Origin of the sequence: Clostridium sp. DSM 17811 (genome assembly GCF_018861905.1) — a bacterium.
Taxonomy (GTDB): Bacteria; Bacillota; Clostridia; order Clostridiales; family Clostridiaceae; genus Clostridium_AD; species Clostridium_AD frigoriphilum.
The window spans coordinates 64,734-86,993 of record NZ_JAHLDU010000015.1; the positions used below are offsets into that span (position 1 = coordinate 64,734).

The following is a 22,260-nucleotide window of genomic DNA, read 5'->3' on the forward strand; positions in this document are numbered from 1 at the left end:
AAACAGTTAAGGCTAGTTGCAATTAAATGCTTTATAAAATATAATATAAAATATAATATAATGTATTTTAATTAAAGTTAATGTAATTTTTAATCTGTAAATATGTCGAATTATTGTATAAAGAGGTGTTTTATTTGTATAAATGCGCTATAATATTAGCTGCAGGTGAAGGAAAAAGAATGAACTCAAATACTCCTAAGGTTATGCATAAAGTTTGTGGTAAAGAAATGATAAATCATGTTATTGATACCATGAGAAGTGCAGATATTGATATGGTAGATGTGGTAATTGGAAGAGGAGCCGCAGAGGTTAAAAAAGGAACAGAAGATAGAAAAATCAATTATTCTGTTCAAGAAGATCAGTTAGGAACAGGTCATGCAGTTATGTGTGCCAAAGAATTTCTAAGTGGTAATGAAGGTATCGTCGCAATATTTGTTGGAGATGGGCCATTAATTAGTGAGCATACAGTTAGAGAGCTCTTAGATTATCATGAAAAAGGGAATTATAAAGCTACTATATTAACTTCAAGGATGAATGACCCTGCAAAATATGGTAGAATTATTAGGGGCGAAAATGGAGAGGTTAAGAAAATAGTTGAGTTTAAGGATTGTACTCAAGAAGAAAAATTAGTTGAAGAAATAAATTCGGGAATGTACTGCTTTAACATAAAAGAGCTACTTATTAGTTTAGATAAATTAGATAATAATAATGCTCAAAAGGAATACTATTTAACGGATGTTATTGGTATATTAAAGGATCAAGGGCTTAAAGTTGGGGCGTTTGATGTTTCAGTAGATGAAATTACTGCTGTTAATTCTAAGGTAGAGCTTGCAAATGCTGAAGCGATTATGAGAAAAAGAATAAATGAAAAGCATATGGAAAATGGAGTAACAATAATGGATCCAAGTAATACATATATTGACTGCGAAGTTATAATAGGTAAGGATACGATTGTATATCCAGGGAATGTAATACAAGGCAAGACTATTATTAAAGAAGAATGTGTTCTTTATCCAAATAATAGAATTACAGATAGTGTTTTGGAATCTGGAATTGTAATTCAAAGTTCGGTAGTAATTGAAAGCAAAATAGGAGAGAAAACAACGGTAGGACCTTATGCATATATAAGGCCGGAAAGCAATATAGGTAAACATGCTAGAATAGGAGATTTTGTTGAAATAAAAAAATCAACTATTGGGGATAATACAAAAGTATCTCATCTTACGTATATTGGTGATGCCCAGGTTGGAAGTGGATGTAATTTTGGTTGCGGAACTGTGGTTGTAAATTATGACGGGAAAGCAAAATATAAAACTACAATAGGTAATAATGTGTTTATAGGTTGTAATACTAACTTAGTATCGCCTGTAACAATTAATGATAATGCATACACTGCTGCTGGGTCTACAATTACAAATGAGGTTCCTAAAAATACTTTGGCAATAGCTAGAGCAAGGCAGAAGAATATTGAAAATTGGGTAGTAAAAAAAGGACTTAATAAATAAGTTAGCAAAGTATTCAGTAAGTAAATTACAAAGGGAGGTGGAAAACTGATTTTCGCAGTAAAATGGGTATATAAAAAATTACGTTATATAGTATGTGAGATTTTAATACTCTACACTGCCACTCTATTTAGTAAATAGAATGAAAATATATATAAATTATACTAAAATATGATTTATGAAAATTTTGAGAATCAGGACTGCAGATGATAAGCCATGGCAAAAACATTAAAATTTTCACAGGTAACTCAAATCCTAAATTAGCGTCAGATATAGCAGATATACTCGGAGTACCACTCGGAGATTCCAATGTAGGAACTTTTAGTGATGGAGAAATATCTGTTAATATTCACGAAACAGTTAGAGGAGCAGATGTATTTGTTGTTCAATCAACTAATGCCCCAGTAAATGATAATTTAATGGAATTACTTATTATGATTGACGCATTTAAGAGAGCTTCAGCAGGAAGAATAACGGCTGTTATTCCATATTATGGATATGCAAGGCAGGATAGGAAAGCAAAAGCTAGAGATCCAATTACAGCCAAACTTGTGGCAGATATTATAACAACTGCAGGAGCAGATAGAGTGCTTACCATGGATTTACATGCAGCTCAAATACAAGGATATTTCAATATCCCTGTTGATAATATGACAGGAACACCAATACTTGCAAAATATTATATTGAAAATGGTTTTAAGGATAGGGATGATGTAGTTGTAGTTGCTCCAGACCTTGGAAGTGTCGCTAGATCAAGAAAATTTGCAGATAAATTACATGCACCAATAGCAATAATCGATAAAAGAAGACCAAAAGCTAATGTTGCAGAGATTATGAATGTTATAGGTGATATTAAAAATAAGACGGTTATCATGATGGATGATATGATAGACACTGCAGGCACAATAACTAACGGAGCTAATGCCTTAGTTAAACTAGGAGCAAAAGAGGTTTATGCTTGTTGTAGTCATGGAGTGTTATCAGGTCCTGCTATTCAAAGAATAAACGATTCTGTAATAAAAGAATTAATAATACTAAACACAATTGAGATACCGGAAGATAAGCAATGCTCAAAATTCACTACATTATCAGTAGCACCAATTTTGGCTGAAGCTATAAAGAGAATATATGAAGATGTTTCTGTAAGTAAGCTATTTGAAGATACTACCAATATATAATTACATAGTTTAAAATAGTGATGTTTTATTATCTTTATAATAAAACATCGCTATTTTTTATTATAATAATATTTACAAAATATTTAAACAATGATTATAATATACATAAATGGAATTAAAAAAATAAGGAGATTACTCCATTGTAACGGTGAATAATTTGTAACATTTTAAAAAAACTAATAAGATAACATTAAAGTATGATAAATTAGTAATAAGGTAAATTATTTAGAAGAGAATTTATTCGAATTTAATTAATAAAAATAATAGATAAAAATAGATAAAATAATTTGGAGGTAATGATATGGAAGGAACTATAGGTAAAATACTAATAGTTGATGATGATAAAAATATTGCCGAGGTAATTAAAATGTATCTTGAAAGCTCTGGGTATGCTACAAAAGTAGCACATGATGGTAGGGCTGCACAGGAAGCCTTTTTAAGTTATAAACCAGATTTAGTGCTTTTAGATATAATGTTACCTTATGTTGATGGGATTGATGTTTTGAAATGGATAAGAAAAGAGCATGAAACACCTGTTATTATGCTTACAGCTAAAGGGGAAACTTTCGATAAGGTATTGGCTTTAGAACTTGGAGCAGATGATTATGTAGTAAAACCGTTTGAGCCAAAAGAAATAATTGCGAGAGTAAAGGCCGTACTTAGGCGTTATAACTTAGATAACGGTGGTAAAGAAGTTTTGAATTTTGAAGACCTAGAAATAGACATTAATTCGTACAATGTTACATATAAAGGCGCGGAGGTTAAAATGCCGCCTAAAGAATTTGAATTAGTACATTATTTAGCACTTAATAAGAATAGGGTGTTTACTAGGCAACAGCTTTTATGTGAGGTTTGGGGATATGATTATCCAGGAGACTCTAGAACTGTGGATGTTCATGTTAAAAGAGTAAGGGAAAAACTTCAAGGTGGACCTAATTGGCAGATTGAGACTGTTTGGGGAGTAGGATATAAATTTGAGGTGAAGTAAAATGGTCAAAAAAGGGCTGTTTTTTAAGATGTTAGCAACATATACTATCATAATATCTATGAGCCTAATAATTATTGCGTCATTTTTGTCTTATTGGTTCCAAAGTTATTTTTTTGATCAAAAAAAAGAACAATTTCTGGATAAGTCATATATGATACAAGGAATTGCTATGAAATACATGGAGAGGGATGGTGACGCTACGTCTCAACAAGTAAACGACATAATAACCATAATTTCCAAGTATATAAAGTCAGATATATGGCTTACAGACAGTATGGGTTATGTTTATGCTGTATCGAATAAAGATCATAAGGAGTTTATAGGGAAACAAGTTTTTGGTGAAGAATTAGATCAACTTAGACAGGGGCATACATTCGAGATTACAGGACCTTATGCTGGGATATTTGATAAAACTGTAAGAGTTTATGGTACACCAATAATTAATGATGCAGGTAGTTTTAAGGGCTCAATAATATTATACAACTCCATTGATGAAATAAGTTCCCCTTTAAAACGTGTTTATGAAATAATTTGGATATCTGCAATTTTCGCAATAATATTTTCTTGCATAGTTATATACTACTTTTCTCAAAAAATAATTATAAAGCCATTGGCAGAGATTAATTCTGTAGCTAGGAAGATATCTAATGGGGATGTTAATAAAAGGGTTTATTTAAAATCTGATGATGAAATCGGAGAACTAGCTCAAACATTTAATTTTATGGCGGATTCTGTTGAAAAAAACGAAAAAAACAGACGTGAATTTATATCAAATGTATCACATGAAATTAGGTCGCCTATAACATCAATTAAGGGGTTTATTGGAGGAATACTAGATGGAGTAATTCCAGAGGAAAAGGAAAAATACTATTTATCCATTGCATATGAAGAAATTCAAAGATTAACAAGACTCGTAAACGACTTACTAGATATGTCTGCAATTGAAGCTGGAGAGTTTAGTTTAAAGATTATTAAAGTGGATATTAACGAAATAATTAGACTTACAGTTATAAAAAATGAAACGAAAATTAAAGAGAAACGTGCCTGTGTGGATGTGTGTTTTGAAGAAGATAATTTATTCGTAGCAGGAGATCAAGATAGGCTCGTGCAAGTAATTACAAATTTATTAGATAATTCAATAAAATATGTTAATGAGGGTGGAAAAATAAAAATTAGTTCAAAAACTAAAGGTAGGAAAGCTTTCATATCTGTGTTTAATGATGGTCCACAAATAGCAGAAGAAGATTTATTGCATATTTGGGATAGGTTTTACAAAGCAGATAAATCAAGAACAGTAAAAGACAGTACTGGACTTGGTCTAGCTATAGTTAGAAATATAATAACGCAATTACAGGAAGATATATGGGTGGAAAACAAAGATAAAGGTGTTTATTTTACTTTTACATTAATGAAAGTAGAATAATTTTAATAACTTCCATAATGTAATTATAACAAGAGGGGCGGGTGAGACTATGAATAACAAGGATAACTATAAATTTAATGAAGAAATAAGGGATGCTTTATGGAAGAATGCAGAGCGAGGTCAGGATATCTTTGGAGAAATTAAATTTAGGAAAAATAATAAAAGAAATTATTTTAAAACGTTATTAAAAGTGATACTTTTTATGTTAATAGCTGCCCTTTCTGGAGGAATTACAGCAAATTATGTTATTAGTAAAGATAAATTACAAGAAAATATTAGTGGTGATTTAACCCAGAGTAAATTAGAAGAAAATAATAAAGATATATATTCAAATTCCATCTCAGAGGTTACACGGAAGGTATCACCAACAGTAGTTGGCATAATTGTTAAAGAAAAAGGTGTAGAGGAAACACCTGAGGTCAGTGGGTCTGGAATTATATTTAAAAGTGAAGGGTTTATTATTACAAATTATCATGTGATTGAAAACGCGACAGAAATAGAGGTAAAACTTAGTAATTATAAGGTTTTGAAAGCCAAGGTAATAGGTACTGATTCTATATCAGATTTGGCAGTTATAAAAGTTGAAGCTAGTAATTTGCCTGTGGCAAAACTTGGTGATTCATCAAAGGTTAATGTTGGTGATTTAGCTATTGCTATTGGTAATCCACTAGGAGAGCAGTTTTCAGGAGTGGTTACCGCAGGGATTATAAGTGCAATAGATAGAAAAATTAATATAGTTGATAAAAAGACTGGTGAGCAAACCATATATAAAGTAATACAAACTGATGCAACTATAAATGAGGGAAATAGTGGGGGAGCATTATGCAATATTAATGGAGAAGTAATTGGTATAAATAGTTTGAAAATCGGTTCAGCTAGTGAAACTTCTGGGATGGGATTTGCTATTAATACAAATGTAGCTAAAGAAATTATAAGTGATTTGATGACCTATGGTAAAGTCATAAGGCCTGCTATAGGTATTTATGGAGTAGCTGCAATCTCAGTTGGTAATAAGGGGATAGAGGGAGTGTATGTGCAAGAAGTTGTAAGTGGTAGTGGGGCATACAAAGCTGGGATTATGCCTACTGATATTATAACTCAAATAGGTGGTGTTGGCGTTAAAAATATGGAAGAGTTAAGTAATGTCTTAGATAAATATAAAGTTGCAAGGAGTGTGCAGTGCAAGGTTCAAAGAAATGGTAAAGTTAAAGATATTAATATAATTTTATCTGAATTAAAAGCTACGAATTAAAATTAAGTAGAGCGATTTTATGTATAGTTGTAGATTATAACACTTATTGGTATAATATTATAAAAAAGGTAAATGAAAAAATAATTATGTAACAGATAAATAGTCTAATCATAATAATATTTGGAGGTAATGATGTATTTAGTAGTTGGACTGGGGAATCCAGGAGATGAATATAGACATACAAGACATAATGTAGGATTCGATGTAATTGATTTGATGGCAGATAAGTATAATGTATCAATTAATAGGATAAAATTTAAAGGTGTATGCGCAGAAATTAATATAGGTTCTAATAAAGTTATTTTATTAAAACCCAGTACATATATGAATTTGAGTGGGGAAAGTGTACGAGAAGCATCCTCATTTTATAAGATTCCGAGTGAAAATATCATCATACTACATGATGATATTAGTTTGGATGCAGGTAAATTAAGAATACGAAGTAAGGGTAGTGCTGGCGGACATAATGGTTTAAAAAGCATTATTGAGAATTTGTCATCTGACATGTTTGTTAGAATAAAAATAGGCGTAGGGAAACCAGAGAGGGCACTAATACCTCATGTTTTAGGAAGATTTTCTAAAGAGCAGCGAATACTTGTCGAAAAGACCTTTGAGGCGACTATACAGGCAACCCAAACTATAATTGAAAAGGGATGCAGTGAGGCTATGAATCAGTTTAATGGGTTTAATGCTTAAAAAAAGTAATTCTATTAAAATACTATTTATACATTTATGTAATGAGTGAGAGGTGTTAACATGAGACTAAGTGGGCTTATGAAGCCTTTAAAGGAAAGTAATCAATTTAAAGATATCCTAAGTAATATAGAAAAAAATGTATACCCAATTGGAGTATATGGACTTTCAGAATCAGCAAAGGGTTATTTAGTGAATGGTGTATATGAAGAACTAGATAAATCAATACTGATTTTAACACACAGTGATGTAGAGGCTAAAAATATTTATGAGGACTTATCTTTCTATGTAAACGACGTGTATTATTATCCAACTAGAGAAATGGGATTTTATAACGCAGATGCTGTATCAGGTGATTTAAGATGGGAAAGACTTAAGGTATTGAAAAAAATTACTGAAGGTGGCAAGAAAATAATAATTACATGTATAGAAGCAATATCGGCTACCTATATACCGGTGAATTTGCTTCAAAAATATGTTTTTAAATTATCGGTAGGAGGCACACTAAATTTTAATGCCTTTTCAGAAAAATTAATTCAATGTGGGTACGATAGAGTAGATAGAGTAGAGACTAAAGGTCAATTTTGTATAAGGGGAGGGATAATGGACTTATATCCTCCTATATCTGCGTTACCATTTCGGATAGAACTCTATGACGATGAAATAGATTCTATAAGGACATTTAATAGTGAAACCCAAAGGAGTATAGATAAGGTAAAAAAAATAGAAATATTCCCAGCAAAAGAAATTATACTAACTGAGGATAGTAGAAAAAAAGGTTATGACAAGATAAAGGAAGATTTAGAAAATATGATCGGAAGTTTACATAAGAAAAAGGATAAAGAAGCTATAGAAAGAATAACGTCTCTGGTTAATATTAACTTAGAAGCACTTAAAGAAACAGGAAGTTTTAAAGACGTTGATAGTTATATGCCTTATTTTTATGATACTACATCTACTTTTTTAGATTATATGTCAGGAGCATTTATAGTAGTTGATGATGCACAAAGATGCCAAGGTAAATTAGATAGTGTATATCTTGAGTTTGAAGAAAATTATGAAACTTCTTTAAGGCGAGGAAGTATACTTCCTAAACAAGCAGAAGTTTTAATTGAGAAGCAGCGTATATATGAAGAGTTAGAAAGTCTTGAAATTATGACAATAAACGCTATTGCTAAAACTACAAAAGTGCTTAAGCCAAGATCAATAATATCTTTTTCTCAAATTACTATTTATGATTATCATGGACAATTAGATATGCTTATCGAGGACATAAAGGATAAAAAAAGTAAGGGCTACAAGACTGTAATTTTATCGGGCACAAGAACTAGAGGCGAAAGACTTATAGATACGCTTCGTGATAAAGGAATTGAAAGTGTCTATAAGGACAGTATTTCTAAAATTGAGTTTGGAGAAGTGGTTGTAACCTTTGGTAATCAATTAAAGGGGTTTGAGTACCCGCAGCTAAAATTATGCATTATATCTGACAAAGAGGTTTTTGGTGGATCAAAAAGAAAAGCTGTTAGTCGTGCTAATAAAAAGGGAGCAAGTAAACTTAAAAGTTTTACAGAACTTAAATTGGGGGACTATGTTGTTCATGTAAATCATGGAATAGGTGTATACAAAGGAATTAAGCAATTAGAAGTCCATGGTCACAAAAGAGATTATTTAGATCTTAGCTATAATTCTGGAGACACACTTTATGTTCCGGTGGAACAATTAGATTTGGTACAAAAATATATTGGTAGTGAAGGTAAGGCTCCAAAAATCAGTAAACTGGGCGGAGCAGAATGGGTTAAGGCTAAAAATAAAGTTAAAAATTCAATTGCGGATATTGCAGAGGATTTGGTAAAGCTTTATGCTACTAGGGCTACACTTAAGGGACATAAATATAGCAAGGATACTATATGGCAAAAACAATTTGAAGATGAATTCCCATTTGATGAAACACCAGATCAACTAATAGCAATTGAGGAAATAAAAAAAGATATGGAATCGGATAAACCGATGGATAGGTTAATATGCGGAGATGTTGGATATGGCAAAACAGAAGTTGCCGTTAGGGCGGCTTTTAAAGCAGTTATGGATGGTAAACAAGTAGCATTTTTAGTGCCAACTACAATACTCGCAGAGCAACATTATAAAAATCTTACCAAAAGATTTTCAGATTTTCCTGTAAAAGTTGAGATGGTAAGTAGATTTAGAACACCGGCTCAGCAAAAAGTTGTTATTAAAGCTACGAAAGAGGGAAATGTAGATATATTAATAGGGACGCACAGGATTATTCAGAGCGATGTAAAATTTAAAGATCTAGGGGTATTAATTATAGATGAGGAGCAACGTTTTGGGGTGACTCATAAGGAGAAAATAAAAAGCCTTCGAAAAAACATAGACGTAATTACGTTAACAGCTACGCCAATTCCAAGGACTCTTCATATGTCACTTACTGGTGTTCGCGATATAAGTGTAATAGAAACACCACCAGAGGAGAGGTATCCGATACAAACCTATGTGGTGGAGTTTAATGATCAATTAATAAGGGATGCTATACTAAGAGAGATGAATAGAAAAGGTCAAGTTTTCTTTGTTTATAACAGGGTAGAAACAATAAAAGATATGGCGGCATACATTGGAAATCTACTTCCAGAAGCAAGAGTGTGTATTGCACATGGGCAGATGACAGAGAGAGAACTCGAGTCTATAATGATAGAGTTTATGGAGAATAAGTATGATATATTGATGTGTACCACAATCATTGAGACAGGAATAGACATCCAAAACACTAATACAATAATAATATATGAGGCAGACAAGATGGGGCTTTCTCAGCTATACCAATTAAGAGGTAGAGTTGGTAGGTCAAATAGAATAGCTTATGCGTATTTAACGTACAAAAAAGATAAGGTATTAACAGAAGTTGCTGAGAAAAGACTTAAAGCGATTAAGGACTTTACGGAGCTTGGGTCGGGTTTTAAGATAGCAATGAGGGATCTTGAAATTAGGGGAGCTGGAAATATGATGGGTGGTGCGCAACATGGTCATATGGCAGCTGTAGGTTATGATTTATATTGTAGAATGCTTGAAGAAACAGTGAAGAATATAAGGGGCGATGTTGAAAAGGAACCTATTGAAACCTCAGTTGAAATTAAGATAGATGCATATATTCCTGGAACTTATATAGAAGATGAGTCTCAGAAAATTGAAATTTATAAAAAAATTGCAGCTATTGATTGTCTGGAAGATATGCAAGAAATACAAGAAGAGATAGAAGATAGATTCTCAGACATACCATCTTGCGTTGAAAACCTTATGAATATTGCATACCTTAGATGTATAGCTGCTAAAGTAGGAATAATAGAAATTAAAGAGGTCAAGGATGAGATAATATTAGAATTTGATAGGGCTGAACGAATAAATAAAGAAGTAGTTAAAGTTTTGGTTAGTAAATATAATAGAAGTATTGTATTCAAATTAGGAAATAAGCCAGCGTTTTCATATAAATTTAAAAATTCAATTAAAGAGGAAGTACTTACAAGTTTGATAGAAATTGTTAATCGTATAAAAAGTATAGTTGAAATAAAGTAAATTAGTGTTAAAATTAATGGTATCGTATCAAAAAAATTAATGACGATATACATAAGAATGGGGGAAGTAAAATGAAAAACGTAAAAAAAATAATTAGTGCGGCTTTAATAACGTTGTTTGCTACATCGTTAATTGGCTGTAATATGATTGAAAAAACACCAGAAGGTATTGCAAAAACTGAAGTAGCAAAGGTTTTTGGTACTAAGATAACAAAAGGACAAATAGAAGCGCAATTACCAGGTGTTATTAAACAATTGCAAACACAATATGGAGCAAATTACACAACTAATACCGAGGCTATGACGGCGTTAACGACTCAAAAACAGCAGGTATTAGCAGGCTTAATTAATGAGGAGATTGTAACTTATAAAGCGAAAGAGCTCAAATTAGTGCCTACAGATGCTAAATTAAATGCAGAAATTAATAAGCAATTATTAGAGATTAAGAAAAGCTTAGGAACGGATGCAAAGTATAAAGCAGCGCTAGCGCAAGCTGGTATAACAGAAGAGGCATTAAAGGCAAGAATTAAGCCAAGCGTTATTCAAGATGCATTAAAGACTGAAACTACAAAAAATGTTAAAGTTACAGACGCAGAGGCAAAGGCATACTATAATGCTAATTTAGCGTTATATTCAACAAAGCCAAATACAATTCATTTAGCTCATATTTTAGTTAAAACAGAAGCAGAGGCAGTAGCTATTAAGAAGCGTTTAGATGCCGGTGAAGATTTTGCTAAACTTGCTAAAGAAAAAGGGACAGATGGAACTAAAGCCGCTGGTGGAGAGTTAGGAACTTTTAAATTCGATTATACTGGAATGGATGCAACGTTTATGGCAGCTGCTATTAAGGTACCTGCAGGTAAAGTTTCAGCACCAGTTAAAACTCAATTTGGATATCATTTAATAAAAGATGTTGCAAGAACAAATTATCCTGCAAAGAAATTTGAAGTTGTTAAGGCAGAATTAGAAAAAACTCTTTTAGCAAAAAATAAAGAAACCGCATGGACAGCAGCAATGACAAAATGGACGAAAGAAGCTAATGTAACAAAAATTGATAAAAACTTATAAATTTTAAATTTTAAATTTTAAAAAACAAAGAATACCGATATAAAAAAGGTATTCTTTGTTTTTTTTACTTTGTTAATATAGAATTATAAAATTATTTAGTGAAAAAAAGCAGTAAAATAAGTAGGAATCCTCCTTATTTTCTTTTTTAAAATTAAACATATACAAATGTGCATAAAATTTCAAGTTTTGAAAGATAATAATAGAGCTAGTATATTATATAAGGTTTTATATAAGGAGGAGTATTTAAATGAAAGCAACTGGTATAGTAAGACGTATAGATGATTTAGGGAGAGTTGTTATTCCTAAGGAAATAAGGAGAACGCTTAGAATAAGAGAGGGAGATCCACTAGAAATATTTACGGATAGAGAAGGTGGGGTTATTTTAAAAAAATATTCGCCTATAGGTGAATTAAGTGAATTTTCTAGGGAATATGCTGAATCATTACAACAAACTATTGGAAATGCGATAATTATATGCGATAAGGATAATATAATATCAGTAAGTGGGTGTCCTAAGAAAGAGTATGTTGAAAAAAAGGTTAGTATTGAATTAGAAAAAGCAATGGAAAATAGGAAACCCATTGTCTTGGGTGAAGGCTTTGAAAAAGTAATATCATTGTATGATGATGAAATTGAGAATAAATACAGTGCTCAAGTAATCGCGCCTATAATAACAGAAGGAGATGCAATTGGCGCAGTACTAATAATTTCGACAGAGCCAGGAATAAAGTTTGGGAATTTAGAATTAAAATTGGCTGAAACTGCAGCATCTTTTTTAGGAAAACAAATGGAACAATAGTTGTATTAGGTTATAAAGTATATATTACTAAGCAATTGAAACATAGTTGCAGTAATATATACTTTTATTTTTTGAAGTATTAGTAATAATAATCTCTTAAATTAAATAATTATAATCGTAGGATGTATAAATTTACAGCAATATAGGATTATAAGGAGGTTATTATGAAGAAACATTCATTGATAAAAGGAACTATTATACTTGGAATGGCAGGTATATTTGCAAGATTTTTAGGGCTGTTTTTTAGAATCCCAATACAAGCACTTATAAAAGATGAGGGGATGGGATATTATCAGATGTCTTATCCTCTCTACATGTTCTTTGTGGCGGTAGCTTCAGGAGTGCCAATAGCTATGTCTAAACTTATTGCCGAGATGAACGCTAAAAATGATCAGGAGGGAGCTGGGCAGGTCTTAAGACAAACGCTTATTTTTATGATTATATTAGGTTCGGTATTTACTACATTTATGATAATGTTTGCAAGGCCCATTATATCATTGCTTAAATGGGATAGTAAATCATATTATGCTTTTTTGGCAATAGCTGCAGCACCAATTTTCGTATCTATTATGTGCACATTTAGGGGTTTTTTTCAAGGATTACAAAATGTAAGGCCTACTGCGATTTCGCAAGTAATAGAGCAAGTTGGAAGAGTTGTGGCTGGAGTTTTTTTTGCATATTTATTATTTCCAAAGGGGATTGAATATGCAGCTGGAGGAGCAGCACTTGGAACATTGGTTGGTGCAATTATGGGAAGTATATATTTAGTTTCAACATATTTTAAGGTGATACGAGAAATACCAGTAAGAAAAAAAATCAAACATAAGCATATTTTGAGTGATTTAGGTAAGGCTGCAATTCCAATATCACTTGGTGCGGCAGTAGGGACTATTATGTCATTAATAGATTCTGTTTTAGTACCACAACAACTCCTAAAAGCAGGATTTTCACATTTACAATCGGCTGTTATGTATGGTCAATTGACTGGGAAAGCATTTACCTTGATGAATGTACCTTTAGCCCTTTCTGTGGCGTTATGTGCGTCTCTAGTACCTATAATTGCGGAGGCATTCTATTTGGGTAGGCGCAGAGAGTTGATTAAAAGGGTAGATATGGCTGTAAAATTGTCTAATGTTATATCATTGCCATCTTCTTTAGGAATGTTTTTTATGGCCTATCCTATAATGCATTTAGTTTTTATGAAGGATGCAGCAGGATATGAAATACTTAAATATATTTCAATATGTATACCTTTTGTAATCTTAACACAAACGAGTACAGCAATATTACAAAGCATAGGTAATTATATGAAACCTGTATATAATTTGGCTTTAGGATGTATCGTAAAGGTTATTGTGACATACATATTGGTTTCGGTTTCATTCGTAAATATTTATGGGGCAGTTATAGGAACAATTTTAGGATATATAACAAGTTGTTTATTAAATATGCATGATTTAAAGAAAAGTTTAAATATAAAATTCAACAAGATCGATGCTTTTGTTAAACCAGCCATTGCTGCTATTATAATGATAGTTGCAGTTGTATTTAGTGATGCTATTGTCTATAATTATACAATGAGTGGAGGGTTATCTTGTATAATATCCATATTAATAGGCGGTATTGTTTATTTAATATTTATATTTTTGCTTAGGGTATTTGAGTATCAAGAAATTAAGAATAAATTTTTAAGGAATAAATAAAAAAGGAGTGGAAGTTAATGATTAAAGTTGTGGGACTTGGGCCAGGGGCGATAGATTCACTAACTATAGGGACGCTTGAAATTCTTAAAAACAGTAAAAATATTTATTTAAGAACAGAAAAACATCCTACTGTAGACTACCTAAAAACATTGTGTATTGAATTTGAGACTTATGATAATAGATATGAAGAAAATAATAATTTTGATGATGTATATAGGTCTATTGCAGAAGATCTTGCCTGCAAGCACAAACTGTATGGAGACATTATTTACGGAGTGCCGGGTCATCCCCTTGTTGCAGAAACTTCTGTTAAACTTTTAATAGAGTTATGTGCAAAGAATAAAATTGATATAGAAATTTTCCCAGCAGTTAGTTTTATAGATGCAGTAATTCAAAGTTTGAAATTAGATCCTATTGAAGGATTAAAAATTATAGATGCCTTTGATATAGAAAACCAAGTTCTAGATAAAAGAGTAGGATTATTAATAACTCAAGTATATAGTCTTTCTATAGCATCTGATGTAAAACTTGCCTTACTTGAGTATTATGAAGCAGATATGGAAATTTATTTTGTTCGCGCAGCAGGTATAAAAGATCTTGAAAGTACTAGAAAGATTTATTTATATGAATTAGATAGGCAAAAGGATATTGATTATTTAACCTCAATATATATACCTAAAAAAATAGATGCTACAAAAGATTTTTACGATTTAATTAAAGTTGTGGATACGCTTCGAGATGAAAATGGATGTGCATGGGATAGAGAACAGACCCACGAATCTTTGAAAAAATGCCTTATCGAAGAATGTTACGAAGTTTTAGAAGCTATTGATGAAAAAGATGAGGATAATCTTATAGAGGAATTGGGGGATGTGTTATTACAGGTAATATTCCATGCCAAAATTGGAAAAGAAGAAGGTTATTTTAATATAAATGATGTTATTCGCGGAATCACAAATAAGATGATAAATAGACATCCTCATATATTTAAAAGTTTAGAAAGTAAGACTACGAAGCAGGTTTTAGAAAGTTGGGAAATTATTAAGAGTAAGGAAAAACAGTTTAATAGTTATACAGATGCTCTAAAGCATGTTCCAAAAAATCTTCCAGGTTTAATGAAGGCGGTCAAAGTTCAACAAAAAGCATCAAAAGTGGGTTTTGATTTTGAATGTCTTGAAGATGCTATGGAAAAGGTGATCGAGGAATTAGGAGAAGTAAGGGATGTATATAAAGGTGAAAACAGGGCAAAAATACTAGAAGAAGTGGGAGATTTGGTGTTTTCTACAGTAAATATCGCTAGACTACTTGACATAGACCCTGAATTTGCAGTAAATTATACTATAGATAAGTTTATTAATCGCTTTGGGTACATAGAAGAAAATGCAAGGAACAAAGGTTTGGATATAAATCAGATGTCACTTGCAGATATGGACAAATTATGGAACAAATCTAAAAGATTATAAATTTATTTATAAAATAAAAATTGGTCAAAAAGAAGGAATTTCAAAATTCGTGAAGAATATGCTTTAATAGTGTATTTTATAACAAGGAGGTAACAAAAGTGAATAAGTCAGAATTAATAACAAGCATTGCAGAAAAATCTAATCTAACAAAAAAAGATGCGGAAGCAGCTCTAAAAGGAATTATAGAAAGCATTGAGGAAACATTAGAAAAAGGTGAAAAAGTTCAATTAGTTGGATTCGGAACTTTTGAAACAAGAGCTAGAGCAGCTAGAATGGGTAGAAACCCAAGAACAAAGGAAGAAATTCAAATTGCAGCTTCAACAGTTCCAGTATTTAAAGCTGGTAAAGAATTTAAAGATATAGTAAATAAATAATTTTGCTATTATGTAAAAAACCTGGATGTATATCTAGGTTTTTTATTTTAGAAACTTTGATTTATAAATTCTTATAATGCTAAAAATATTAAAAAGGGGAAGTATAAATGAGATTAGATAAATATTTGAAAGTTTCAAGAATTATAAAAAGAAGAACCATTGCAAAAGAAGCCTGCGCGAGCGGTAGAGTATCTATAAATGATAAAGTTGCTAAAGCGGGTACAGTTGTATCTGAAGGTGACACTATAGAAATAAAATTTGCAAATCAAATTTTAACAGCTAAAATTATAAATATTTCAGAACATGTTACAAAAGAAAGTGCAAAAGAAATGTATGAAATGATTTCAGGTAAAGAAGACAAAGAATAAATGTTATTAAATATAATTCTTAATTAAGATTAATAAGCATATATATTTTATAAGAATATAATAATATGTCATTAATTAAGAATTGAGAATAGCTTCTTAGTTCCCGATTTTTAATGGTAAAATTAATAAGGAGGATATTATGGAAGCAAAAAAAGAAACAAAAATAGAAGATAAGAAAAGTAATTTAACGCTTGAAAATAGAAGAAAGTTAACTATTAATGGTGTTATAGAGGTTATAAACTTTAATGAAAATCAGATATTATTAAACACAGACGTTGGAACAATGATGGTAAAAGGACAAGAATTAAAGATGAATAAGTTAGACGTGCAAAATGGAGATGTTATAATAACTGGGAAAGTTGATTCTTTTGTATACACGAGCGATAAAGGCAAAGTTAAAAAAGATAGCGTAATAGCAAGATTGTTTAGGTAGACGCGTTATGATAATTTCTATTATAGACCAAGTCAGACTTATAATCTTTAGTTTGTTATCAGGAATAATAACAGGAGTATCTTTTGATATATATAGATTGATAAGAGGATTTGAAAATCCTAATAAAATCTTAACAATAATACAGGATTTACTATTTTGGACATTAACTTCTATAGTTGTTTTTGTATTTTTGATGTATACTAATGAGGGGTACATAAACTTTTATGTGTATTTATGTTTAATAATAGGGGTATACTTATATTTAAAACTTATAAGTAGAATTTTTATTAAATTGCAATATAGATCACTAAAATTTAATGGAAAATTATTTAGAGTTGCAATGAATGTAGTATTATACCCTATTAATTTATTGTTTTATAAGCTTAAAATAAAAAAAAAAGATAAATTATAAAGAAATAGCTTGAAGTAATGTGAAATACAAATTAGAATAGGTTTAGGAAACTTAAAGAATACTCATTCCATGGAAAGGAAAAGGGTATATGATATGAAAAAAAAGTTTAATATTAGAGGCCTTGTATTAATTTTTGTGCTTGTGTATGTAAGTTATCTTTTTATTCAGCAACAAGCAACCATGGGCAGACAAAAAAAAGAATTACAAAAGTACAATGTGGAATTACAAAAGAAAAAAGAAGAAAAGAAAACATTGCAGGATGAAGTAGAGTTATCTAAAACTGACAAATATATAGAGAAATTGGCAAGAGAAATTTTAGGTCTTGTTAAAGAAGGTGAAACTCCTGTAATGGACAATAAAAACTAAACGATATAATTAATGTTATACTTATTATTAAATTAATATATAAAATAAAAAACATAATTTTTAAGGAGGAGTCTTTTTAATATGACCTTAATGGCTGGAAGTATTGTAGAAGGTAAAGTAGTAAATATCACCAATTTTGGTGCGTTCGTAGAAGTGGAGGGCAAGACAGGACTAGTGCATATATCTGAGGTCTCAGATACATTTGTTAAAAATGTTAATGATCATCTTAAAGAAAATGATATAGTAAAAGTTAAAGTAATTTCTGTTGATGATAATGGTAAAATAAGTTTATCAATAAAACAAGCGGGAGTTCCTAAAAAGTCTATTAAACCAATGGAGATAGATTGGGATAAAGAAAAAAACAAATCAAATGTAAGTGGGTTTGAAGATATAATGACTAAATTTTTAAAAGACAGTGAAGAAAGATTTCAAGATGTTAAAAAACATCAAGAAGGAAAAGGCAGAGGATATAGTAAAAAAACTTCAAGTTATTAGTAAACAGTGAATAGAATCATTTTTAGGAACTAAGTATTTAGTTCCTATTTTAAAAACAAAAAGTTATTGACAACAGTTTATACATCATATATAATAAAACATGTTGCCAAGAGGTATCGTTTTATATTGAATTAAGAAGCTAGCAAGTAGGCTGGAGTGGCGGAACTGGCAGACGCACAGGACTTAAAATCCTGCGGTGGTTAAACACCGTACCGGTTCGATTCCGGTCTTCAGCACCAAATATCGCGGGATGGAGCAGTTGGTAGCTCGTCGGGCTCATAACCCGAAGGTCGTAGGTTCAAGTCCTACTCCCGCAACCAAACATGGCGGAATAGCTCAGCTGGCTAGAGCATTCGGTTCATACCCGAAGGGTCGTAGGTTCAAGTCCTATTTCCGCTACCATATATATATTTGAAACTAATATGTTTTTTATGCGAAGGCTATTGACAAATGTATATATATTAGTATATAATTGAAAATGATTTTAAAAATTCATTTAATAGCAAGTTAAGATTACATAGTTAATAATATTTTAACCTTAAACATTAATGTCGCGGGGTGGAGCAGTTGGTAGCTCGTCGGGCTCATAACCCGAAGGTCACAGGTTCAAGTCCTGTCCCCGCAACCAATGAGTTTTAGATAACTCATTACATAGGTTAAATAATATAAAATAGTTAATAATTTTAAGTGTTAATATCGCGGGGTGGAGCAGTTGGTAGCTCGTCGGGCTCATAACCCGAAGGTCACAGGTTCAAGTCCTGTCCCCGCAACCATTAAGTTATAAACAACTTAAAATGTAAACTGAGTGAAAGTTGCTAGTAAGTTTTACTTACAATTAAAAAAGCTGGAGTGGCGGAACTGGCAGACGCACAGGACTTAAAATCCTGCGGTGGTTAAACACCGTACCGGTTCGATTCCGGTCTTCAGCACCAATATCGCGGGATGGAGCAGTTGGTAGCTCGTCGGGCTCATAACCCGAAGGTCGTAGGTTCAAGTCCTACTCCCGCAACCATTAAACTTAAATCATTAGACCTAGTAATTAAATAAATTGTTTTAATAAAAACAGTTAAAAGTAAATAAGCTGGAGTGGCGGAACTGGCAGACGCACAGGACTTAAAATCCTGCGGTGGTTAAACACCGTACCGGTTCGATTCCGGTCTTCAGCATTAAATATCGCGGGATGGAGCAGTTGGTAGCTCGTCGGGCTCATAACCCGAAGGTCGTAGGTTCAAGTCCTACTCCCGCAACCAAATATGGCGGAATAGCTCAGCTGGCTAGAGCATTCGGTTCATACCCGAAGGGTCGTAGGTTCAAGTCCTATTTCCGCTACCATAACTCATAAGGAAACTTATGAGTTATTTTTTCGTTTATTTTAAAATGCTGATAAAAAAACATATAAGTATAAATTTCTTGAATATATAATTGCAAGAAATGACAAGCTTCATTTAATAATCTGAAACCCCCTATATTAATATAGTAGGTTTTTTTATATTATAGGGAAATGTATAATTATGGTATAAAAAATATAAATTTTATTGTCTCATAAAAAATATACAATCATCTCACTTTATGACAATTATTTCCATATGAATTTGTTATAATGAAGACCTAAATATTAAAGGTGGGTGATTTGTAATATGCAATACGGAATTGATATATTTCCATATGAAAGAGTTAGAAAGGTAAAGGGCGAAATACAAAAGAAAAATGCAGTGAATATTAATTTAATCTTAAGAGGAATTCTTTATTTTACGATTGGATTATTAATAAGCAGAGTTATTCTTATTAATAATACAGCACCATTTGGAGTAGCTTTCTTAATAGCTATAATATTTGTTAATGATGACAAAATTTCAATAATTACAGCAAGCGGTACATTTTTAGGATATATCACTTTATATAAAAATATAAATAATTTACCATCATATTTAGTAATAATAGTTACTATAGCCCTTTTAAGCCACGTATTTAACAAAATGGAAGTTAAAACTAAAGCTTTAGCTAGTATGTTTGTTATTATTATGTTCGAATTGTTTATTTATAATTTTTTTATAGTTAGGATAAGTCCTTTAATGGCGTTTCTAAATTCGTTTTTTCTGGTTTTATGTATCTTCCCTTTATATTTTATTCTTGATTATAGTCTTTTATGCTTTAAGGAGATTAAAACAAAACATATATTTTCAAATGAAGAAATAATAAGCATGTCAATTATAAGTTCATTAATTATAGCAGGTACCTGGGGTCTCAGTGTTTTCACTATATCAATCACCAATATTTTAGGTCTGACATTTGTTATAATGATAGCATACATTAATGGAAGTGGAGCAGGTGCTGCATCGGGAGTTGCTATGGGTATCATTGTAGGCATGTCATCGCCAAATATGATCGTGTTTATAGGGATGTATGGCATATGTGGTTTAATAACAGGAATTTTTAAAGAGACTGGAAAAATTTTAAGTGTTATATCTTATGTAGTAGCTTTCTCAATAATAAAGATATATTGTAGTACTGGATCTACCTTTATACTATTTGAAGCGTTTGTGGCAGGGGTAATATTTCTACTAATACCACAAAACACTTACGATAAATTATCTATAGAGTTTAATTCGGATAAAAAAAAGCAAAGCATAGAGCAGGGTTATATAAATAAAATTAAGGATACATTTGTAGGGCGGCTAAATAATTTTTCAGATGTACTTTCTAATATGTCTGATATAGTAAATAATTTAGTAGATAATGATAAGTTAGCTATGAAAGGTAAAAGTAGCGCGCTCGTTGAAAATCTTGCAGATAGGGTGTGTAGTAATTGTAATATGAAATCGATGTGCTGGAAAAGAGAATTACATTATACATATGCAGCATTCGAAGAATTAATTCAGAATTTTGAGAAAAAAAGTAATATTGTACCTAATGAAATTGAAAGAAAATGTATAAAGAGAACTGCCATACTTAAAAATGCAGAGGATATTGTTAATAAACACATTATAAATGAAATGTGGAGAACAAGACTTAGTGAGGGTAGGGAGCTTTTAGCAAATCAGATTGGTAATATGGCAGATTCTGTAGGAGAAATTGTTGAAGACTTTAATTCGGAGATTCAAATAGATTCTGCTATGGAGAAACTTGTATGCAGAGCTTTAGATAAAAATAGAATTAAGCATAATGATCTTATGTGTTTGAATGATAAGTTAGGAAGACTTAGTGTTAAATTATCACTTGATGCTTGTAGTGGAAGGCAAATGTGTGTTAAGGATTTATTACCTATTATAAATGGAGTTACAGGAAAATCTATGTGCGTTAGTGATGAGGGGTGCTGCATAGATTCAAAGACAAACATGTGTAAGGTAGATATTGAAGAAACACCTAAGTTTCATGTAGTATCAAGTGTGGCTAGGCAGTGTAAAGAAGGTGAAAAACAAAACGGAGATAGTTATAGCTTTGGTAAGCTTTCCGATGGAAGTTATATGTCAGTTATTAGTGATGGCATGGGATCGGGTCCCCAAGCAGGTAGAGAGAGCGAGGCTGCTGTTGAATTAATAGAAAAGTTTACATCGGCAGGATTTAGTAAAATTACGGCTATTAATACTGTAAATTCGATAATGACATTGAGATTTTCTGAAGAAGAAAAATTTTCGACAATTGATTTAAGTAGTATAGATTTATATACTGGCAAAATTGATTTCTTAAAAGTAGGAGCAGTTGCAACATTTTTAAAATCTGGTGATAGTTTAGAAATCATAAAATCTAAATCGCTTCCTATTGGTGTTTTAGATAAGGCGGATATAGACATTCAACAAATGAAGCTAAAAAATGGGGATGTTATAGTTATGATAAGTGATGGAGTATTAGATTATAATGATGAAAATGTAGGTAGAGTAGATTGGGTAGTTGATTATTTGGGTAAAAACAACTGTAATAATCCTAAGGATTTAGCTGAAGGTCTGCTCGCGCAGGCAAAAAAATTAAGCGGAAATAAGGTAAAGGATGATATGACTGTTCTAGTTTCAAAAATATATAGTTTATATTAGCATATACAAAATTTGAAAATGGAGAAAATAATTAAAGAAGGAAATAGTCTTCTTTAGATTCTTCATTTTTATCTTTTTAAAATGATGTTTAAAGAATGTTTAAAAAAATGGAGTATATAAGTTACTATATT

Annotated in this window: 18 protein-coding genes and 10 tRNA genes; all 28 read left to right on the forward strand. The window is 31.3% G+C overall.

The window, feature by feature from the left end; genetic code table 11:
* Window positions 1-134: 134 nt before the first annotated feature.
* The 28 genes from glmU to spoIIE all read left to right on the forward strand — a co-directional run bounded on the left by glmU (window position 135) and on the right by spoIIE (window position 22,129).
* Window positions 135-1,505, forward strand: coding sequence for a bifunctional UDP-N-acetylglucosamine diphosphorylase/glucosamine-1-phosphate N-acetyltransferase GlmU (gene glmU, locus KPL44_RS17100; protein ID WP_216252681.1), 1,371 nt, complete (start codon window positions 135-137; stop codon window positions 1,503-1,505).
* Window positions 1,506-1,708: 203 nt separating this feature from the next.
* Window positions 1,709-2,680 (forward strand): ribose-phosphate diphosphokinase, encoded by a 972-nt coding sequence (locus KPL44_RS17105; protein ID WP_216252683.1) that lies wholly within the window; start codon window positions 1,709-1,711, stop codon window positions 2,678-2,680.
* A gap of 301 nt (window positions 2,681-2,981) precedes the next feature.
* Entirely contained in the window at window positions 2,982-3,668 is a 687-nt protein-coding gene (locus tag KPL44_RS17110; protein WP_216252685.1) for a response regulator transcription factor, read from the forward strand.
* A 1-nt stretch (window position 3,669) separates the two neighbouring features.
* On the forward strand, window positions 3,670-5,091 hold the full coding sequence (locus KPL44_RS17115; RefSeq protein ID WP_216252686.1) for a sensor histidine kinase: 1,422 nt from the start codon (window positions 3,670-3,672) through the stop codon (window positions 5,089-5,091).
* 49 nt (window positions 5,092-5,140) lie between these two features.
* A complete protein-coding gene (locus tag KPL44_RS17120) occupies window positions 5,141-6,343 on the forward strand; it encodes a S1C family serine protease (RefSeq protein WP_216252687.1) in 1,203 nt (400 codons plus the stop codon).
* Between the two features lie 132 nt (window positions 6,344-6,475).
* On the forward strand, window positions 6,476-7,039 hold the full coding sequence (pth, locus tag KPL44_RS17125; RefSeq protein ID WP_216252722.1) for an aminoacyl-tRNA hydrolase: 564 nt from the start codon (window positions 6,476-6,478) through the stop codon (window positions 7,037-7,039).
* Between the two features lie 60 nt (window positions 7,040-7,099).
* Window positions 7,100-10,621: a transcription-repair coupling factor gene (mfd, locus tag KPL44_RS17130; RefSeq protein WP_216252689.1), complete on the forward strand. Its 3,522-nt coding sequence runs from the start codon at window positions 7,100-7,102 to the stop codon at window positions 10,619-10,621.
* Between the two features lie 71 nt (window positions 10,622-10,692).
* Window positions 10,693-11,688, forward strand: coding sequence for a peptidylprolyl isomerase (locus KPL44_RS17135; protein WP_216252690.1), 996 nt, complete (start codon window positions 10,693-10,695; stop codon window positions 11,686-11,688).
* A gap of 247 nt (window positions 11,689-11,935) precedes the next feature.
* A complete protein-coding gene (gene spoVT / locus KPL44_RS17140) occupies window positions 11,936-12,487 on the forward strand; it encodes a stage V sporulation protein T (RefSeq protein ID WP_216252692.1) in 552 nt (183 codons plus the stop codon).
* 164 nt (window positions 12,488-12,651) lie between these two features.
* The gene (locus KPL44_RS17145; protein WP_216252694.1) at window positions 12,652-14,190 is read left to right on the forward strand and encodes a putative polysaccharide biosynthesis protein; all 1,539 of its coding nucleotides are present in this window, start codon (window positions 12,652-12,654) and stop codon (window positions 14,188-14,190) included.
* 17 nt (window positions 14,191-14,207) lie between these two features.
* Window positions 14,208-15,653, forward strand: coding sequence for a nucleoside triphosphate pyrophosphohydrolase (gene mazG / locus KPL44_RS17150; RefSeq protein ID WP_216252696.1), 1,446 nt, complete (start codon window positions 14,208-14,210; stop codon window positions 15,651-15,653).
* 98 nt (window positions 15,654-15,751) lie between these two features.
* Window positions 15,752-16,027 carry an HU family DNA-binding protein gene (locus KPL44_RS17155; protein WP_216124296.1) on the forward strand — a complete coding sequence of 92 codons (276 nt, stop codon included), beginning with the start codon at window positions 15,752-15,754 and terminating at the stop codon, window positions 16,025-16,027.
* A gap of 107 nt (window positions 16,028-16,134) precedes the next feature.
* Window positions 16,135-16,395: an RNA-binding S4 domain-containing protein gene (locus tag KPL44_RS17160; protein ID WP_216252699.1), complete on the forward strand. Its 261-nt coding sequence runs from the start codon at window positions 16,135-16,137 to the stop codon at window positions 16,393-16,395.
* A 139-nt stretch (window positions 16,396-16,534) separates the two neighbouring features.
* On the forward strand, window positions 16,535-16,828 hold the full coding sequence (yabP, locus tag KPL44_RS17165) for a sporulation protein YabP (protein ID WP_216252701.1): 294 nt from the start codon (window positions 16,535-16,537) through the stop codon (window positions 16,826-16,828).
* 7 nt (window positions 16,829-16,835) lie between these two features.
* Window positions 16,836-17,240, forward strand: coding sequence for a spore cortex biosynthesis protein YabQ (gene yabQ, locus KPL44_RS17170; protein ID WP_216124292.1), 405 nt, complete (start codon window positions 16,836-16,838; stop codon window positions 17,238-17,240).
* A 93-nt stretch (window positions 17,241-17,333) separates the two neighbouring features.
* Window positions 17,334-17,606, forward strand: a complete 273-nt coding sequence (locus KPL44_RS17175; RefSeq protein ID WP_216252702.1) for an FtsB family cell division protein — start codon at window positions 17,334-17,336, stop codon at window positions 17,604-17,606.
* 81 nt (window positions 17,607-17,687) lie between these two features.
* Window positions 17,688-18,101, forward strand: a complete 414-nt coding sequence (locus KPL44_RS17180; protein WP_171298551.1) for a S1 domain-containing RNA-binding protein — start codon at window positions 17,688-17,690, stop codon at window positions 18,099-18,101.
* 150 nt (window positions 18,102-18,251) lie between these two features.
* Window positions 18,252-18,340, forward strand: a tRNA-Leu gene (locus KPL44_RS17185).
* A gap of 5 nt (window positions 18,341-18,345) precedes the next feature.
* A tRNA-Met gene (locus KPL44_RS17190) sits at window positions 18,346-18,421 on the forward strand.
* Between the two features lie 5 nt (window positions 18,422-18,426).
* Window positions 18,427-18,503, forward strand: a tRNA-Met gene (locus tag KPL44_RS17195).
* Between the two features lie 150 nt (window positions 18,504-18,653).
* A tRNA-Met gene (locus tag KPL44_RS17200) sits at window positions 18,654-18,729 on the forward strand.
* A gap of 69 nt (window positions 18,730-18,798) precedes the next feature.
* Window positions 18,799-18,874, forward strand: a tRNA-Met gene (locus KPL44_RS17205).
* A gap of 70 nt (window positions 18,875-18,944) precedes the next feature.
* Window positions 18,945-19,033: transfer RNA gene (locus KPL44_RS17210), tRNA-Leu, on the forward strand.
* Between the two features lie 4 nt (window positions 19,034-19,037).
* Window positions 19,038-19,113 (forward strand) — tRNA-Met (locus tag KPL44_RS17215).
* 68 nt (window positions 19,114-19,181) lie between these two features.
* Window positions 19,182-19,267 (forward strand) — tRNA-Leu (locus KPL44_RS17220).
* Window positions 19,268-19,275: 8 nt separating this feature from the next.
* Window positions 19,276-19,351: transfer RNA gene (locus tag KPL44_RS17225), tRNA-Met, on the forward strand.
* A 5-nt stretch (window positions 19,352-19,356) separates the two neighbouring features.
* Window positions 19,357-19,433 (forward strand) — tRNA-Met (locus KPL44_RS17230).
* Window positions 19,434-19,738: 305 nt separating this feature from the next.
* Entirely contained in the window at window positions 19,739-22,129 is a 2,391-nt protein-coding gene (gene spoIIE / locus KPL44_RS17235) for a stage II sporulation protein E (protein WP_216252704.1), read from the forward strand.
* Window positions 22,130-22,260 lie beyond the last annotated feature (131 nt).

Excerpts from the sequence above, each read along its gene's own strand:
- KPL44_RS17105 (WP_216252683.1), top strand. The coding sequence starts at position 1,709 with ATGATAAGCCATGGCAAAAACATTAAAATTTTCACAGGTAACTCAAAT.
- KPL44_RS17110 (WP_216252685.1), top strand. The coding sequence starts at position 2,982 with ATGGAAGGAACTATAGGTAAAATACTAATAGTTGATGATGATAAAAAT.
- KPL44_RS17115 (WP_216252686.1), top strand. The coding sequence starts at position 3,670 with ATGGTCAAAAAAGGGCTGTTTTTTAAGATGTTAGCAACATATACTATC.
- KPL44_RS17120 (WP_216252687.1), top strand. The coding sequence starts at position 5,141 with ATGAATAACAAGGATAACTATAAATTTAATGAAGAAATAAGGGATGCT.
- pth (WP_216252722.1), top strand. The coding sequence starts at position 6,476 with ATGTATTTAGTAGTTGGACTGGGGAATCCAGGAGATGAATATAGACAT.
- mfd (WP_216252689.1), top strand. The coding sequence starts at position 7,100 with ATGAGACTAAGTGGGCTTATGAAGCCTTTAAAGGAAAGTAATCAATTT.
- KPL44_RS17135 (WP_216252690.1), top strand. The coding sequence starts at position 10,693 with ATGAAAAACGTAAAAAAAATAATTAGTGCGGCTTTAATAACGTTGTTT.
- spoVT (WP_216252692.1), top strand. The coding sequence starts at position 11,936 with ATGAAAGCAACTGGTATAGTAAGACGTATAGATGATTTAGGGAGAGTT.
- KPL44_RS17145 (WP_216252694.1), top strand. The coding sequence starts at position 12,652 with ATGAAGAAACATTCATTGATAAAAGGAACTATTATACTTGGAATGGCA.
- mazG (WP_216252696.1), top strand. The coding sequence starts at position 14,208 with ATGATTAAAGTTGTGGGACTTGGGCCAGGGGCGATAGATTCACTAACT.
- KPL44_RS17160 (WP_216252699.1), top strand. The coding sequence starts at position 16,135 with ATGAGATTAGATAAATATTTGAAAGTTTCAAGAATTATAAAAAGAAGA.
- yabP (WP_216252701.1), top strand. The coding sequence starts at position 16,535 with ATGGAAGCAAAAAAAGAAACAAAAATAGAAGATAAGAAAAGTAATTTA.
- yabQ (WP_216124292.1), top strand. The coding sequence starts at position 16,836 with ATGATAATTTCTATTATAGACCAAGTCAGACTTATAATCTTTAGTTTG.
- KPL44_RS17175 (WP_216252702.1), top strand. The coding sequence starts at position 17,334 with ATGAAAAAAAAGTTTAATATTAGAGGCCTTGTATTAATTTTTGTGCTT.
- KPL44_RS17180 (WP_171298551.1), top strand. The coding sequence starts at position 17,688 with ATGACCTTAATGGCTGGAAGTATTGTAGAAGGTAAAGTAGTAAATATC.
- spoIIE (WP_216252704.1), top strand. The coding sequence starts at position 19,739 with ATGCAATACGGAATTGATATATTTCCATATGAAAGAGTTAGAAAGGTA.